General features: G+C 61.6%; 15 protein-coding genes and 1 tRNA gene. 2 read left to right on the forward strand and 14 right to left on the reverse strand.

What is annotated here, in order from left to right:
- Positions 1-71: 71 nt before the first annotated feature.
- The 5 genes from PJE01S_RS09705 to PJE01S_RS09725 form a co-directional block, all read right to left on the reverse strand.
- The gene (locus PJE01S_RS09705) at positions 72-569 is read right to left on the reverse strand and encodes an NUDIX domain-containing protein (protein WP_068833210.1); all 498 of its coding nucleotides are present in this window, start codon (positions 567-569) and stop codon (positions 72-74) included.
- Complete coding sequence (locus PJE01S_RS09710) at positions 566-1,450, reverse strand: ATP-binding protein (protein ID WP_068833212.1); 885 nt, start codon at positions 1,448-1,450, stop codon at positions 566-568. Before PJE01S_RS09710 ends, PJE01S_RS09705 begins: the two co-directional genes overlap by 4 nt.
- 3 nt (positions 1,451-1,453) lie before the next feature.
- Positions 1,454-2,695 carry a bifunctional glutamate N-acetyltransferase/amino-acid acetyltransferase ArgJ gene (gene argJ, locus PJE01S_RS09715; protein ID WP_068833213.1) on the reverse strand — a complete coding sequence of 414 codons (1,242 nt, stop codon included), beginning with the start codon at positions 2,693-2,695 and terminating at the stop codon, positions 1,454-1,456.
- 58 nt (positions 2,696-2,753) lie between these two features.
- Positions 2,754-5,531 carry a preprotein translocase subunit SecA gene (gene secA, locus PJE01S_RS09720; protein ID WP_068833215.1) on the reverse strand — a complete coding sequence of 926 codons (2,778 nt, stop codon included), beginning with the start codon at positions 5,529-5,531 and terminating at the stop codon, positions 2,754-2,756.
- Positions 5,532-5,791: 260 nt separating this feature from the next.
- Positions 5,792-6,775 (reverse strand): M23 family metallopeptidase, encoded by a 984-nt coding sequence (locus PJE01S_RS09725; RefSeq protein ID WP_068833216.1) that lies wholly within the window; start codon positions 6,773-6,775, stop codon positions 5,792-5,794.
- 50 nt (positions 6,776-6,825) lie between these two features.
- Between PJE01S_RS09725 and PJE01S_RS09730 the strand changes: the two genes are divergently transcribed.
- Positions 6,826-7,143, forward strand: coding sequence for a hypothetical protein (locus PJE01S_RS09730; RefSeq protein ID WP_068833218.1), 318 nt, complete (start codon positions 6,826-6,828; stop codon positions 7,141-7,143).
- A gap of 126 nt (positions 7,144-7,269) precedes the next feature.
- On the opposite strand, the gene PJE01S_RS09735 is transcribed toward PJE01S_RS09730, so the two are convergent.
- The 6 genes from PJE01S_RS09735 to petA form a co-directional block, all read right to left on the reverse strand.
- Positions 7,270-7,345, reverse strand: a tRNA-Thr gene (locus PJE01S_RS09735).
- Positions 7,346-7,357: 12 nt separating this feature from the next.
- Positions 7,358-7,909 carry a ClpXP protease specificity-enhancing factor gene (locus tag PJE01S_RS09740; RefSeq protein ID WP_068833436.1) on the reverse strand — a complete coding sequence of 184 codons (552 nt, stop codon included), beginning with the start codon at positions 7,907-7,909 and terminating at the stop codon, positions 7,358-7,360.
- A gap of 29 nt (positions 7,910-7,938) precedes the next feature.
- Complete coding sequence (locus PJE01S_RS09745) at positions 7,939-8,550, reverse strand: glutathione S-transferase N-terminal domain-containing protein (RefSeq protein ID WP_007868077.1); 612 nt, start codon at positions 8,548-8,550, stop codon at positions 7,939-7,941.
- A gap of 85 nt (positions 8,551-8,635) precedes the next feature.
- Positions 8,636-9,388, reverse strand: a complete 753-nt coding sequence (locus tag PJE01S_RS09750) for a cytochrome c1 (protein ID WP_068833219.1) — start codon at positions 9,386-9,388, stop codon at positions 8,636-8,638.
- A gap of 17 nt (positions 9,389-9,405) precedes the next feature.
- Positions 9,406-10,815 (reverse strand): cytochrome b, encoded by a 1,410-nt coding sequence (locus tag PJE01S_RS09755; RefSeq protein WP_068833221.1) that lies wholly within the window; start codon positions 10,813-10,815, stop codon positions 9,406-9,408.
- Positions 10,816-10,936: 121 nt separating this feature from the next.
- Positions 10,937-11,572: a ubiquinol-cytochrome c reductase iron-sulfur subunit gene (gene petA, locus PJE01S_RS09760; RefSeq protein ID WP_068833223.1), complete on the reverse strand. Its 636-nt coding sequence runs from the start codon at positions 11,570-11,572 to the stop codon at positions 10,937-10,939.
- Between the two features lie 253 nt (positions 11,573-11,825).
- Here petA and mscL point away from each other — a divergent pair, with 253 nt between their 5' ends.
- Positions 11,826-12,248 (forward strand): large conductance mechanosensitive channel protein MscL, encoded by a 423-nt coding sequence (gene mscL, locus PJE01S_RS09765; protein ID WP_068833225.1) that lies wholly within the window; start codon positions 11,826-11,828, stop codon positions 12,246-12,248.
- Between the two features lie 92 nt (positions 12,249-12,340).
- Here mscL and pdxA read toward each other — a convergent pair whose 3' ends face one another.
- From pdxA to PJE01S_RS09780, 3 genes are all read right to left on the reverse strand, one after another.
- A complete protein-coding gene (gene pdxA, locus PJE01S_RS09770; protein WP_068833226.1) occupies positions 12,341-13,390 on the reverse strand; it encodes a 4-hydroxythreonine-4-phosphate dehydrogenase PdxA in 1,050 nt (349 codons plus the stop codon).
- 124 nt (positions 13,391-13,514) lie between these two features.
- Positions 13,515-14,288 carry a Nif3-like dinuclear metal center hexameric protein gene (locus PJE01S_RS09775; protein WP_068833228.1) on the reverse strand — a complete coding sequence of 258 codons (774 nt, stop codon included), beginning with the start codon at positions 14,286-14,288 and terminating at the stop codon, positions 13,515-13,517.
- 43 nt (positions 14,289-14,331) lie between these two features.
- Positions 14,332-14,559: a hypothetical protein gene (locus tag PJE01S_RS09780; protein ID WP_068833230.1), complete on the reverse strand. Its 228-nt coding sequence runs from the start codon at positions 14,557-14,559 to the stop codon at positions 14,332-14,334.
- Positions 14,560-14,813 lie beyond the last annotated feature (254 nt).

Here is a 14,813-nt window from a genome sequence, read left to right on the forward strand (position 1 = left end):
CCAGGCGTGGGCGATGCCATCTTGACGAGGCGGCCATGCATGGGGAGCCGGCGCCTCCGCCGTAAAAACGGTTATGGCAGACGCGTCGGCAGTGAAGCTGGCGAAAAGGTAGCGCCTGAAAACGCGCGCTCCCGCGCAAACCACGTGAGTACCGGGATCGTGCCGGGCAAAATCGGCTGCACCTGGACCGGCAGGCTTTGCCAGGCAAAGGACTGACCTTCGTGCATCTGCAACTCACCCGTCCATTCAAAGACCTTGCAGAAGTTGAGCCGCACCAGCGCATGCGGGTAATCCACCATCTCCACTTTCCAGGGATGAACGGCGCCTATGGTGATGCCGATTTCTTCCAGCAGCTCGCGGCGCAGCGCCTCCTCGACGCTCTCGCCCCGCTCCAGCTTGCCGCCAGGGAATTCCCAGTAGCCTTCATAGACCTTGCCATGAGGTCGTGAGGTCAGCAGAAAATCGCCCCCTGGCCGCACCAGCACGCCGACCGCCACATCCACAACTTCGCGGTCCGTCCCGCCCTCGCGAGGCCGGTCGGCATGGGCCACCAGAACCGGAGCGCTCATAGGCCCTGGAGCTCCGAATTCTGGCCCGCGTAGTCACGCGCAAACTGATAAGCCACACGGCCGCTGCGCGAACCGCGCTCCAGCGCCCACACCAGCGATGCCGGCCGCGCCGCCGCTATGGCCTGCGCATCGATGCCAAAGGACGACAGCCACTGCGCCACGATGCTCAGGTACTCGTCCTGGCTGAAGGGGTAAAAGCTCACCCACAGGCCAAAGCGCTCGGACAGCGAAATCTTTTCCTCGACCACCTCACCCGGGTGAACTTCGCCATCCTCGGAGTGGGTATAGGTCAGGTTCTCGGTCATGTACTCGGGCAACAGATGGCGCCGGTTGCTGGTGGCGTAAATCAGCACGTTCGGCGTAGCCGCGGCGACCGAGCCATCCAGAATGGACTTGAGCGCCTTGTAGCCGGGCTCGCCTTCCTCGAAGCTGAGGTCATCGCAAAAAATAACGAATTTCTCCGGCAGGCCAGAGACCACATCCACGATATCCGGCAGGTCGGTCAGATCGACCTTGTCCACCTCAATCAGCCGCAGGCCCCGGGGCGCGTATTCATTCAGGCAGGCCTTGATCAGCGACGATTTTCCGGTGCCACGCGCGCCCGTCAGCAGCACATTGTTGGCGGGCTTGCCATTCACAAACTGCTCGGTGTTGCGCCGGATTTTTTCCTTCTGGTCGTTGATCTCTTTCAGATCGGTCAGGCGCATGCTGCCAATGTGCTTGACGGGCTCCAGCGCGCCGTGGCCCGAGCTGCGTTTGCGATAACGGTAGGCGACGGACGCCGTCCAGTCGGGTGCCGACAGGGGTTGCGGCAAGACGGATTCAATGCGCGTGATCAGCGACTCTGCCCGTGCCATCAGGCGTTCAAATTGCTCGTTCATGGCTTAGCTGCGGTAGTCGGCGTTGATCTTGACGTAGTCGTAGGAGAGGTCGCAGGTCCAGACCGTGTCGCTGGTCTGACCCCGGCCCAGTAACACGCGCACCGTGATCTCGCTTTGCTTCATCACACGCTGGCCATCGGCCTCGATGTAGTCGACATGCCGGCCACCGTTTTTGGCCACCAGCACATCATCCAGATATAAATCAATTTTCGTCTGGTCCAGGTCGGCTATGCCGGCGTAGCCGACCGCGGCCAGGATGCGGCCCAGATTCGGGTCGCTGGCAAAAAAAGCCGTCTTGACCAGCGGCGAATGGGCGATCGCATAAGCCACCTGGCGGCACTCCTCGCCCGTCTTCCCGCCTTCGACCCGAATGGTCATGAACTTGGTGGCGCCTTCGCCATCGCGCACGATGGCCTGCGCCAGTTTTTGCGCGATACCCAGCATGGCGGCACGCAGGGCCTGACCGTCCGGGCTGTCCAGCGACGTCACGGGCGGGTGTTTGGCCTGGTGGGTGGCCACGACCACAAAAGAGTCGTTGGTGGAGGTGTCGCCGTCGACGGTGACACGGTTGAAAGAGCCCTCGGCCAACTCCCTGGCCAGCTGCGCCATGAGCGGCTGCGACACGCAGGCATCGGTCGCCATGAAGCCCAGCATGGTCGCCATATTGGGCCGGATCATGCCGGCGCCCTTGCTGATGCCGGTGATGGTGACCGTGGCACCGCCCAAGGTGATGCGGGTGGAAAATGCCTTGGCCACGGTGTCCGTGGTCATGATGGCTTCGGCGGCGTTGGCCCAGTTGTCGGCCCTGGCATCTGCCAGCGCAGCCGGAAGTCCTGCGGCGATGCGCTCATTGGGCAGGGGCTCCATGATCACACCCGTTGAAAAAGGCAGGATTTGCTCGGGCGAAAGATTGAGCTCGCGCGCCAGCGCAATGCAGCTGGCCTGTGCGCGGTTCAATCCATCCTCGCCGGTGCCGGCATTGGCGTTACCGGTGTTGATCAGCATGGCCCGAATGCCCAGGCTCTGGCCGGCGTTCTTCGCCAGATGCTCACGGCAGATTTGCACGGGCGCGGCACAAAACCGGTTCTGGGTGAAAACAGCGCCTACCGAGGCCCCCTCATCCAGCAGCAGCACGGCGAGGTCTTTGCGATTCGCCTTGCGTATGCCGGCTTCGGCAATGCCCCAGCGCACGCCGGGCACAGGGTAAAGGTCCGCGGCAGGCGTGGCGACCAGATTGACAGGCATGTTCTTGACTCCAGAAAACCAGGGGGTGACGTCAACAAATGGTCAGGTGAAAAGAAACTCAGCTCAGCCGGCCGTGGCAAAGCTTGTACTTTTTACCCGAGCCGCAGGGGCAAGGGTCGTTGCGGCCCACGCGCGGCCGAGCGGAACCCGGCACCGAGCGAGCCCGCCTTTGCGACTCCTCATCCACCGTGGTCTCGACCCCGCCGGTTTCGGTCGGTGCGGTGTAGGTCACGTTGGCGATATTTTCCGCCCGGTCTTCCATGGCTTCGGCGGCCTGATCCAGCTGCTCGCCCGACTGGATCTTGACCGTCATCAGCACTTTGGTGACTTCGTTTTTCACGCTGTCGAGCAACTGGCCAAACAGCTCGAAGGCTTCGCGCTTGTACTCCTGCTTGGGCTGCTTTTGCGCATAGCCGCGCAAATGAATGCCCTGGCGCAAATAGTCCAGTGCGCTCAGGTGTTCACGCCATTGGCTGTCAATGGTTTGCAGCAGCACGATGCGCTCAAACTGGGTGAAGTTTTCCTGGCCGATTTTTTCGACCTTGTCGGCAAATGTCGCATCGGCAGCCGCAATGACTTTCTCCAGCATGTCTTCGTCGGTGATGGCCGCGGCCGCCTCGAGCTCCTTGGCCAAAGGCAATTCGATCTGCCACTCCTCACGCAGCACTTTTTCAAGGCCCGCGACATCCCATTGCTCTTCGACGCTTTCAACGGGGACATACTGGCGCGTCAGATCGGTGAAACAACCTTCGCGCAGGGATTTGATCTGCTCCTGCAGGCTGCCGGCATCCATGATGTCGTTGCGCTGCTGGTAAATCACCTTGCGCTGGTCATTGGCCACATCGTCGTATTCAAGCAGCTGCTTGCGAATGTCGAAGTTGCGTGCCTCCACCTTGCGCTGCGCCGATTCGATGCTGCGTGTCACGATGCCGGCTTCGATGGCCTCGCCATCGGGCATCTTCAGCCGCTCCATGATGGACTTGACGCGGTCGCCCGCAAAGATGCGCATCAGGGGATCGTCCAGGCTCAGGTAAAAACGCGATGACCCGGGGTCACCCTGGCGGCCCGAACGGCCGCGCAGCTGGTTGTCGATGCGGCGTGACTCGTGGCGCTCGGTCGCGATGATGCGCAAACCGCCCAGCCCCGTGACCTGCTCATGCTCCTGCTGCCACTGGGTACGCAAGCGGGCAATTTCAGCTTCTTTCACAGCGGCATCCAGCGACTCGTCCGCCTCAACCGCCTCAATCAGTTTTTCAACGTTGCCGCCCAGCACGATGTCGGTTCCGCGACCGGCCATGTTGGTGGCAATGGTGATCATCTTGGGGCGCCCGGCCTGGGCCACGATGTCGGCCTCGCGGGCATGCTGCTTGGCATTGAGCACCTGGTGCGGCAGATTTTCCTTGAGCAGCAGCTGGTCGATGATTTCGGAGTTCTCGATCGAGGTGGTCCCGACCAGCACCGGCTGGCCACGCTCGTGGCACTCGCGGATGTCCTTGATGGCGGCTTCGTACTTTTCACGCGTGGTTTTGTAGACGCGGTCCAGCTGGTCGTCGCGCCGGCTGACCTTGTTGGGCGGAATCACCGTGGTTTCCAGCCCGTAGATCTCCTGGAACTCGTAGGCTTCGGTGTCCGCCGTGCCGGTCATGCCGGCCAGCTTGCAGTAGAGGCGGAAATAATTCTGGAAGGTGATGGATGCCAGGGTCTGGTTTTCAGCCTGGATCTGCACGCCTTCCTTGGCTTCCACGGCCTGGTGCAGGCCATCACTCCAGCGGCGGCCCGACATCAGGCGGCCGGTGAACTCATCGACAATCACGACCTCGCCACCGTTCTCGCCCTGCTGCACCACATAGTGCTGGTCACGGTGGTACAGCAGATTGGCACGCAGCGCCGCGTACAGGTGATGCATCAGGGAGATGTTGGCCGGATCGTAAAGCGTGGCCCCTTCCGCAATCATTCCAAGATTGAACAGGATGCGTTCGGCATTCTCGTGGCCCTGTTCCGTCAGGAACACCTGCTGGGTTTTCTCGTCGATGGTGTAGTCGCCAGGCTTGGTGACACCCTCGCCGGTGCGGGGATCGGCCTCGCCTTCCTGGCGCGTCAACAAGGGCACCACCTTGTTCATCGTCAGGTACATCTCGGTGTGGTCTTCGGCCTGGCCGCTGATGATCAGCGGCGTGCGCGCCTCGTCAATCAGGATCGAGTCCACCTCGTCGACGATGGCGTAATTGAGGCCACGCTGAACGCGATCGGCTATCTCGTACACCATGTTGTCGCGCAGGTAGTCGAAACCGTACTCGTTGTTGGTACCGTAGGTGATGTCGGCGTTGTAGGCCGCCTGTTTTTCCTCGCGCGACATATTGGGCAAATTGATGCCCACCGTCAGGCCCAGGTAGTTGTAGAGCTTGCCCATCCAGCGGGCATCGCGATTGGCCAGGTAATCATTGACCGTCACCACATGCACGCCCTTGCCGGTCAATGCATTGAGGTAAACCGGCAGCGTCGCGGTCAGGGTCTTGCCTTCACCGGTGCGCATTTCGGAAATCTTGCCGTTGTGCAGCGCCATGCCGCCCAGCAGTTGCACATCGAAGTGGCGCATCTTCATGACGCGTTTGCTGCCCTCCCGCACCACCGCAAAGGCTTCAGGAAGAATCGCATCCAGTTCCTCGCCGGCGGCAACGCGCCCCTTGAACTCCAGGGTCTTGGCGCGCAACTGGTCGTCGTCAAGCTTCTCGTACTGGGTTTCCAGCGCATTGATTTGGTCTACGGTTTTACGGTAGATTTTGAGCAGCCTGTCGTTGCGGCTGCCGAAAATTTTGGTCAGGATGTTGGAAGCCATAAATGCGGGGCCGCCTTGGCCGCTCCCTTGAGCTGGCAATACGGCCGAAATCCCTTATTGAGTACGGAACCTAGGTATAGGCGCTATCAGTGAGTTCAACTGTGCGCAAACTTTGGATTTTAACGCCGACCGACGGCCTGGACCTGTTCGCGTCAAAACAACTGAGGCATTGAAACAGCCGTCGGCCAAATAGGCACAGAATCATGGCCGCCATGGCCCGCGGTTTCGGGGCCATGGCCTGGTGAAGACGAGACTCGATCCTAGTTGGCGCGTACTTGCTGCAAGGCTGGCGCGGGACGCGGCGGCGGGGCCGCTGCGACCAGGCTTGGTTTGGGCAGCTTCTGCCCGGCCGTCAGGAATTTCTGGGGGTCCTGAAACACGCCCTGCACCAATACCTCGAAGTGCAGATGCGGGCCGGTGGAGCGGCCGGTCGTACCGACCTCGGCAATTTTCTGGCCGCGTTTGACCAGATCGCCCTTCTTGACCAGCACGCGCGACGCATGCGCATAACGCGTGATCAGTTCATTGCCGTGATCCACTTCCACCATGTTGCCGTAGGCCGGGTGGTATTCCTGCGTCACGACCACGCCGCCGGCAGCTGCCAGGATGCCAGTGCCTGGCTCCGACGGAAAATCCAGCCCGGTGTGCAGTGCCGACCGCCCGTTCATCGGGTCAATGCGCCAGCCAAAGGGCGAGCCGAGATTGCCGCCGGCCACCGGCTCCTGGGTCGGCACCATCATTTTCCTGATCTTCTGGTCAAAGAGGCGCGACTCCATCACCGTCATCAAATCAACCCGCTGATCGGTCAGCTTGTCCAGGTCGGCCAGGGTGGCCTGCAGCTCTTCCATGGTGAGCGAAGGGCCCGCCACCAGCGCGCCGCCGCGGCCGGCCGTGGCCTTGATGTCGTTGGGGTTGACGCCGGCCAGGCCCGACACCCGCTCACCGAGCGCTTCGAGCTGCATCATCTTGGCCTGCATTTCGCCGACCCGCCTGGCCATCATGTCGAGGTTCTCGCGCAGAAAGCGGTCGCGTTGGTCAAATTCGTCCTTGACCACCAGCTTCACCAGTGCCCCAATCACCGGCCAGCCTTCGCGGGCGCCCTTGAGAAACACCCAGTGGTAAAGGCCCGCGGCCACCAGCATCAGTGCCAAGGCAGCCACGAAACCAGCCAGAACCAGCTTTGTGCCGCTTAAATAGATGGCCCGGCTTTTCGCCAGCCACGCATCCGTGATAATCAAATGCACTTGTCCACCTCTTTAATAGCTTGCGCTCAACCGGCCAGGCCTGACCCACCTTGAATACAACCCGGCGCCTTCCTCAGGCCCTCAGCGTCCATCAGGCGGCGGAGAACTCTCCGTCGCTGGCTCGATTGACCGAGCTGGTCCGGGAGTCCAATGACCGGCTCAAGGCCATCGAACCCTTGCTCCCGCAAGCCCTGCGCGCCGCCGTCAAGGCCGGACCGATAGAAGGCGAGAGCTGGTGCCTGCTGGTCAGCGGCAATGCAGCCGCGGCAAAAATCCGGCAACTGATTCCGCTCATCCAGACCCGCCTTCTCGGCAAAGGTTGGAAGGTTACCTCAATTCGCCTGAAGATATTGATGGCAAAAAGGTAGTCGTCGGCCGCGAGCGAAGGCGCGCCTATTTTTTCGTTGGTTTGTTTCTTTGTCACTACCAAATTTGTAGCAGACTGCGCCCATTCTGCGAGGGCGAGAGAAGAATTTCGATGAAATTCTGAGGGGTGGTGCCGCTTGTCGGAATCGAACTGACGACCTACCGCTTACAAGGCGGTTGCTCTACCAACTGAGCTAAAGCGGCACAAATCTTATTTTACTTCACTCGCTTGAGGGACGGCCGCGTGCGGGGCGGCTGCGGCTCGGGAGGCTCCGGAGCATCGGAGCCCTCCTCGCCAGCGCCGGGGATGCTCTCGGGCACCAGTTGCATGATCTTGCCTTCCGGCCCGTCCGTGGAGCCGGATGATGGCGCAGGCGCAGGGAGGGCCGGCGTATCCAGTCCAGCATCGGTCCCGGCGGCAGCGCCGGATGCCGCCCCCGTTGCAGGCATCCCCATGGGAAACGCCATGCCCTGGCCGTTTTCACGGGCGTAGATGGCAATCACATGGCTGATCGGCACGATGATCTCGCGGGCACTGCCGGCAAAACGCGCCTTGAACTCGATGAACTCGTTGCCCAGCTTCAGCGAACTGGTCGCGTCAAAACTGATATTGAGGACGATCTCGTTGTTCTTCACGTACTCGCGCGGCACCTGCACGGTGTTATCCACCGACACGGCCACGTAGGGCGTGAAGCCGTTGTCGGTGCACCATTCGTACAGTGCCCGTATCAGGTACGGGCGCGTTGACGTGGGATCCAGCGCGTTCATGAATTCAAACAAGTGACATGATGCGGCAATTACTTGCGCATGACCTTTTCGGAGGGCGTCAGCGCTTCAATGTAGGCGGGGCGCGAAAAGATGCGCTCGGCGTACTTGAGCAGCGGGGCCGCGTTCTTCGACAGGTCGATGTCGTAATAGTCCAGGCGCCAGAGCAAGGGGGCGATCGCCACGTCGAGCATGGAGAAGTTGTCGCCCAGCATGAACTTGTTCTTCAGAAAAATCGGTGCCAACTGCGTCAGGCGGTCACGGATGTGGGAGCGGGCTTTTTCCAGCGCCTTCTCGTTGCCCTTGGAAGCGCGCGATTCCAGCGTGCTGACATGAACAAAGAGTTCTTTCTCAAAGTTCAGCAGGAACAGGCGAACGCGTGCACGGTCGACCGGGTCGCCGGGCATGAGTTGCGGATGCGGGAAACGCTCGTCGATGTACTCGTTGATGATGTTGGACTCGTACAGGATCAGGTCGCGCTCGACCAGGATAGGCACCTGGCCGTACGGGTTCATCACATTGATGTCTTCGGGCTTGTTGTACAGGTCGACGTCGCGGATCTCGAAATCCATGCCTTTTTCAAACAGCACAAAACGGCAGCGGTGCGAAAAAGGGCAGGTTGTGCCTGAATAAAGGACCATCATGGTTCGGAACTCCTAAATGCAAAGGAGTGGATACATTGAAGGCATCCACTCCAGAAGGTGCCAGGGCCTTGCCCCGGCGAAAAAATTACTTGACGTCTTTCCAGAATGCAGCATTCAGGCGCCAGGTGGCAAAGGTCAGGCCGAGCAGGAACAGCAGCACCCAGACACCGACGCGAACGCGGGAGTTCTGGGACGGCTCGCCCATCCACTGCAGGTAGCTCACCAGGTCACCCATGGCCTGATCGTACTGCAGCGGCGTCATGGTGCCAGGGCTTACTTGCTGCCACCCCTTGAAGATTTCAACCTTGTGGCCGTGTTCTTCCTGCTCGGCGTAAACCGGCTTGCGCTCGCCCTGCAGTTCCCACAGCACATGCGGCATGGCCACGCTCGGGAAAGCCAGGTTGTTCCAGCCCGTGGCCTTGGTGTCGTCACGGTAGTAGGTACGCAGGTAGGTGTAGAGGTAATCAGCCCCCGTGCCATGGCCGGAACGCGAGCGCGCGATCACGCTCAGGTCGGGCGGGTTGCCGCCAAACCAGTCCTTGGCCTGCTTCGGGTCGATCGCGGCCTTCATGGTGTCTCCCACTTTTTCGGTGGTGAACAGCAGGTTGTCCTTGATCTGCTGGTCGGTCAGGCCGATGTCTTTCAGGCGGTTGAAACGCATGAAGGCGGCCGAATGGCAGTTCAGGCAGTAATTGACAAACAGCTTGGCGCCATTTTGCAGGGAAGCCAGATCGTTGGTCTTGTTGGGCGCCTTGTCCCAGACCAGGCCGCCTTCCGAAGCCTGCGCACCGGCCACCAGGCCAACCGCTGTAATCAGGGCGAGGATCAGTTTTTTCATTGTTATCGTTCTCCAGCTCAGTGGGCGGAAAAAATCACGCGATCAGGAACAGGCTTGAAGGTGCCCAAGCGGCTCCACCAGGGCATCAGCAGGAAGAAGCCGAAGTAGAACAGCGTCCCCACCTGCGACACGCGCTCACCGAGCGGCGAGGGTGGCTGCACGCCCAGATAGCCGAGGATCAGGAAGTTGATCACGAAGATGATGTACAGGTACTTGTTCCAGTTCGGACGGTAGCGGATCGATTTGACTTCGCTCTTGTCCAGCCAGGGCAGGAAAAACAGGATGACAACAGCGCCACCCATCACGAGCACGCCCCAGAACTTGGCATCGGTCACCAGCATGGCGGCCACCACCACCACGGCAGCGCCGACGATGATGGCCTTGAACAGGCCCGCCACCTTGGCCTTGATCACACCCAGCAACGCACCGCCCAGCACGCAGGCGATCAGCGCATACATCATCTCGCTGGTGATGGCACGCAGCATGGAATAAAAGGGTGTGAAGTACCAGACCGGGGCAATATGCGCCGGTGTTTTCAGCGGGTCGGCCGGGATGAAGTTGTTGTACTCGAGGAAGTAGCCGCCAAACTCGGGCGCAAAGAAGATGATCGCCGAGAAGATCATCAGAAACACGCTGACGCCGAAAATGTCGTGCACCGTGTAGTAGGGGTGGAAGGGAATGCCGTCCAGGGGATGGCCGTTGGCATCGCGCGGTGCCTTGGGTCCCTTGATTTCAACGCCGTCGGGGTTGTTCGAGCCCACTTCGTGCAAGGCGATGATGTGCGCCACGACCAGGCCCAGCAGCACCAGCGGCACGGCAATCACGTGGAACGCAAAGAAGCGGTTCAGCGTGGCGTCGCCGACCACGTAGTCGCCGCGAATCAGCAGCGCCAGGTCGGGACCGATGAAAGGAATGGCGGCAAACAGGTTCACGATCACCTGGGCGCCCCAGTAGCTCATCTGGCCCCAGGGCAGCAGGTAGCCCATGAAGGCCTCGGCCATCAGGCACAGGAAGATCGCACAGCCGAAGATCCAGACCAGCTCGCGCGGCTTGCGGTAGCTGCCATAGAGCAGGCCGCGGAACATGTGCAGATAGACCACCACAAAGAAGGCCGAGGCGCCCGTCGAGTGCATGTAGCGGATCAGCCAGCCCCAGGGCACGTCGCGCATGATGTACTCGACCGAACCGAAGGCCAGCGCGGCATCGGGCTTGTAGTTCATGGTCAGGAAAATGCCGGTGACGATCTGGATCACCAGCACCAGCATGGCCAGCGAGCCAAAGATGTACCAGAAGTTGAAGTTCTTGGGCGCGTAGTACTCGCTCATGTGCTCTTGGTAGAGCTTGGTGGCGGGAAAACGGTTGTCGACCCAGTTCATCGCCTTGGCAGCGAGCGGGGCATCGGGGGAAATTTCTTTGAATTCAGCCATAACTGATCCTGGTTCGGTGGGGTTCTTTAGCGAGCGCCCGATACGATGCGGAAATGTCGGCAGTGGGTATCAGGGCGCTGGCTGCAAGGTCTTGTGAAGGCGCTCAGGGGACTAAGCGCCTTCAGGCCTTTTTGTCTTCACCAATCAGCAGCCGCGTGTCTGACAGGTAGGTATGCGGTGGCACTTCCAGATTGTCGGGTGCGGGCTTGTTCTTGTAGACGCGGCCGGCCATGTCGAAGGTGGAGCCGTGGCAGGGGCACAGGAAACCGCCGGCCCAATCATCCGGCAGCGAAGGCTGGGCGCCAGGCTGGAACTTGTCGGAAGGCGAGCAGCCCAGGTGCGAGCAGATGCCCACCACCACCAGCGTTTCGGGCTTGATGGAACGGTTTTCATTGCGGGCGTAGGCGGGGGTCAGCTCGTCCGGCTTGCGCTCGGACTTGGGGTCGGCCAGCAGGGCGTCGACCTTGGGCAGGGAAGCGAGTTGCTCGGGGGTGCGGCGAACGATCCACACCGGCTTGCCGCGCCACTCGACCGTCATTTTTTCGCCAGGCTTGATGCTCGAGATATCGACTTCAACCGCGGCACCGGCAGCCTTGGCCTTTTCGGAGGGCTGAAAAGTGCTGACAAAGGGCACGGCAACAGCAGCAACGCCCGCGCCGCCCACGGCGCATGTGGCCACGATCCAGTTTCTTTTATCTTTATCGACGGAGGCGCCGTGCGGCACACCGATCACGCTTGCTTGGCTTGCTTGGGTCATGAGAGTCCTTCAAGAACTGGCTTGAAAAAGGCATAGTGGGGTCAACCCGCGATTGTAGCGGAGCAGGCAAGCGTTTTTCAAGGCGCGCAGCCCGGCAAGCCCCTCTGCCCTCCCGCGCCTGCCTGGGGCGCTCATATTTTGTTTCCGCCAGGTGCTCGCGCTGTTTCACCCGGCCCGTCCTGCGGCCATAATCGCGTTCGACGATCGCTAAATGCGATCGGCTATGTCACAACAGCAACAACAGGAGCGCTTCATGGGAATGATGCAGGAATTCAGGGAGTTTGCCGTCAAGGGCAATGTGATGGACTTGGCCGTCGGTGTGATCATAGGCGGCGCCTTCGGCAAGATCGTCGACTCGGTCGTCGGCGACCTGATCATGCCGCTGGTCAGCAAGATTTTTGGCGGGCTCGATTTCTCCAGCTATTACGTTGCGCTGGCCGGACAGGCCGCCGGCTTGCCGCTGGCCGAGGCCAAAAAGGCCGGCGCCGTGTTCGCCTACGGCAACTTCATCACGGTGGCGCTGAACTTCGTCATCCTGGCGTTCATCATCTTCATGATGGTCAAGCAGATGAACCGCCTCAAGAAGGAAGCCCCACCCGCCGCCCCGGCCGCCCCGGCCGCGCCGGCGGAAGACATCGTGTTGCTGCGCGAGATCCGCGACAGCCTCAAAAAGTAATCCTTCTTCGCGCGCGTCGAGCCCGACGCACACCTTCAATGCTATCTATTAAATAGCTAATGGTGCCCGTCCTGACTGGACTGGCACCTTTTTTATTGATTTTTGAGCGGTACAGCGAGCTGGCGCGCCATGCGGATGGCGGCGAGCAGGCTCGATGCGTCGGCGCGCCCGGTGCCGGCAATGTCGAACGCCGTGCCGTGGTCAGGGCTGGTGCGCACCAGCGGCAGGCCCAGCGTCACGTTGACGCCCTGCGCCACGCCCAGGTACTTGACCGGAATCAGCCCCTGGTCGTGGTACATCGCCACCACCACATCAAATTCGCCGGGCTTGTCCGCCGCGTGGCGCGCCCGCATGAAGACCGTGTCGGGGGCAAACGGGCCGCGCGCATCCAGGCCCTCGGCCCGGGCGGCCGCGATGGCCGGGGCGATGATGGTTTGCTCTTCGTCGCCAAACAGCCCGCCCTCGCCCGCATGCGGGTTCAGACCGGCCACGGCGATGCGCGGCGGCCGGCCCAAGCTGGCACCGACGGCGCGGTGCGTGATGCGCAGGGTTTGCAGCACGTTGTCAAAGGTCACGGCCTCGATGGCGCGGCGCAGCGACATGTGGATGCTCACCAGCACGGTCTTGAGTTCGTCATTGGCCAGCATCATGCGCACCGGAACGTCTTGCACGGATTTGCCCAGGAAGGCGGCGGCCTCGGCCTGCAGCATTTCGGTATGGCCCGGAAAAGCCGCCACCCAGCCGCCAGCCGCGGCCAGCGCCTCCTTGTGAATCGGCGCCGTCACCATGCCGGCCGCCTCGCCCGCGAGCACGCTGCGGGCCGCCCAGACAATGCAGTCGGCGGCCGCTTTTCCGGCCAAAGCGCTCACCAGCCCAAAAGAAACAAGTGCAGTCAGCTCACATTTTTGTAGCACCGGGATGCAGCGCGGAGGCGCCGAAAACCCATCGGACAAGGACTCAAGCTGCGCGACCGCCAGGGCCAGCGGTGCGGCCATCAGCGCAGCGGCGCGCCGCATGGTCGCGACATCGCCGACCACCACACAGCCCTGCAGTTCTGCCGGTGAATCACGGAAAGCCCTGGCGATGATTTCAGGGCCTATGCCGGCCGGATCGCCCATGGTGATGAGCAAGGATTTGTTCATTGGAGTACCTTCGTGCTTCGCACTGCGGTGCGAGCTTGCTTGGGGCGGCCCGGCGCGGTTCATTTCAATGCCTTCGTGCTCCGCACTGCGGTGCGAGCTTGCTTGGAGCGGTCCGGCGCGGCGCTCATGCCGGGTTGTCAATGTCGATGAACTGGTGCGTCAGGCCCAATTGTGCGGCCACATGCGCCGCCACCGCCGGCGCGCCGTAACGCTCGGACGCATGGTGACCACAGGCAAAAAAGGGCACACCCATCTCGCGGGCGTAATGGGCTTGCGGTTCGGAAATTTCGCCGGTGATGAAGGCATCGGCCCCGGCGGCGATCGCCGCTTCGAAATAACCTTGCGCGCCACCTGTGCACCACGCTATCTTTTTAATAGCCGACTGCGCGCTCCCCACGGTGACCACGGGCCTTTTTAATGCATTTTTTATGGTTTCAGCGAGTGCTTCGGCCGTATTGAAGCTGCCGCCATCGGTTTTGCCGCCGAGAAAGCCCAAGTCCTGCTCGCCGAAACGCGCCGTCGCCGTCAGGCCCAGCTGCAGTCCCAGTTGTGCGTTGTTGCCCAGCTGCGGGTGCGCATCCAGCGGCAAATGGTAGGCATAGAGGTTGATGTCGTGGCCCAGCAGCAGCGCCAGACGCTGCTTCATCCAGCCGGTGACGCAGCCGTCCTGGCCGCGCCAGAACAGGCCGTGGTGCACAAAAATCGCGTCAGCCTGCGCCTCAATCGCCGCCTCGATCAGCGCGCGGCTGGCCGTGACGCCGGAGACGATCTTGCGAATCTGCGCCCGCCCCTCGACCTGCAGGCCGTTGGGGCCGTAGTCCTTGAAGCGCGCGGGCTGCAGCAGCGCATCAAAGGCCTGCAGCACATCTTGTCGGTGGGCCTGTCTAGGGGTGTTCATGCGCTGATTGTCTCAGGCCCGGGCGCAGCCGGTCAGGCCGGTTTTACTTGCCCTTGCGCGCCACGTAGTCGCCGCTGGCCAGCGGCAGCAGGCCCAGCACAAAGCCCAGGATCGCCAGCCCGCCCACATAGTGGGCCGGGGCCATCACATCCTTTTGCAGCCAGGTCGTGATGATGATGGGGGTGAGACCACCAAAAATGGCGTAGGACAAGTCGTGGCGGGTCAGGAAACGAGAAGGCGCAGCCGTGGCGCCCCCGGCAATGGGGTTCAAGCTTCCCGATGCAGTTTGCGGGATTTGAAGGGAGCCGTGCGGGTAGGGGCCAGCGGGGGTACTGCCTGCCGCCAGAGGCCGTTCAGGCGCGCCGGGATCCTGGCGCTGGGCGGGCGGAAGTCGGAAATGGTGACGGCCGCGAGGAACAGCTCGGCTTGCACAGCCAGGCATGATTTTAAGGGTTTCCCCCTAGATTCGTTTTGAAGCTGCCCAAAACCCCGCAGGTCGCACCCTACCGCGCCTGTCCGGCCGTT

This window comes from Polaromonas jejuensis NBRC 106434, from assembly GCF_001598235.1.
GTDB lineage: Bacteria > Pseudomonadota > Gammaproteobacteria > Burkholderiales > Burkholderiaceae_C > Polaromonas > Polaromonas jejuensis.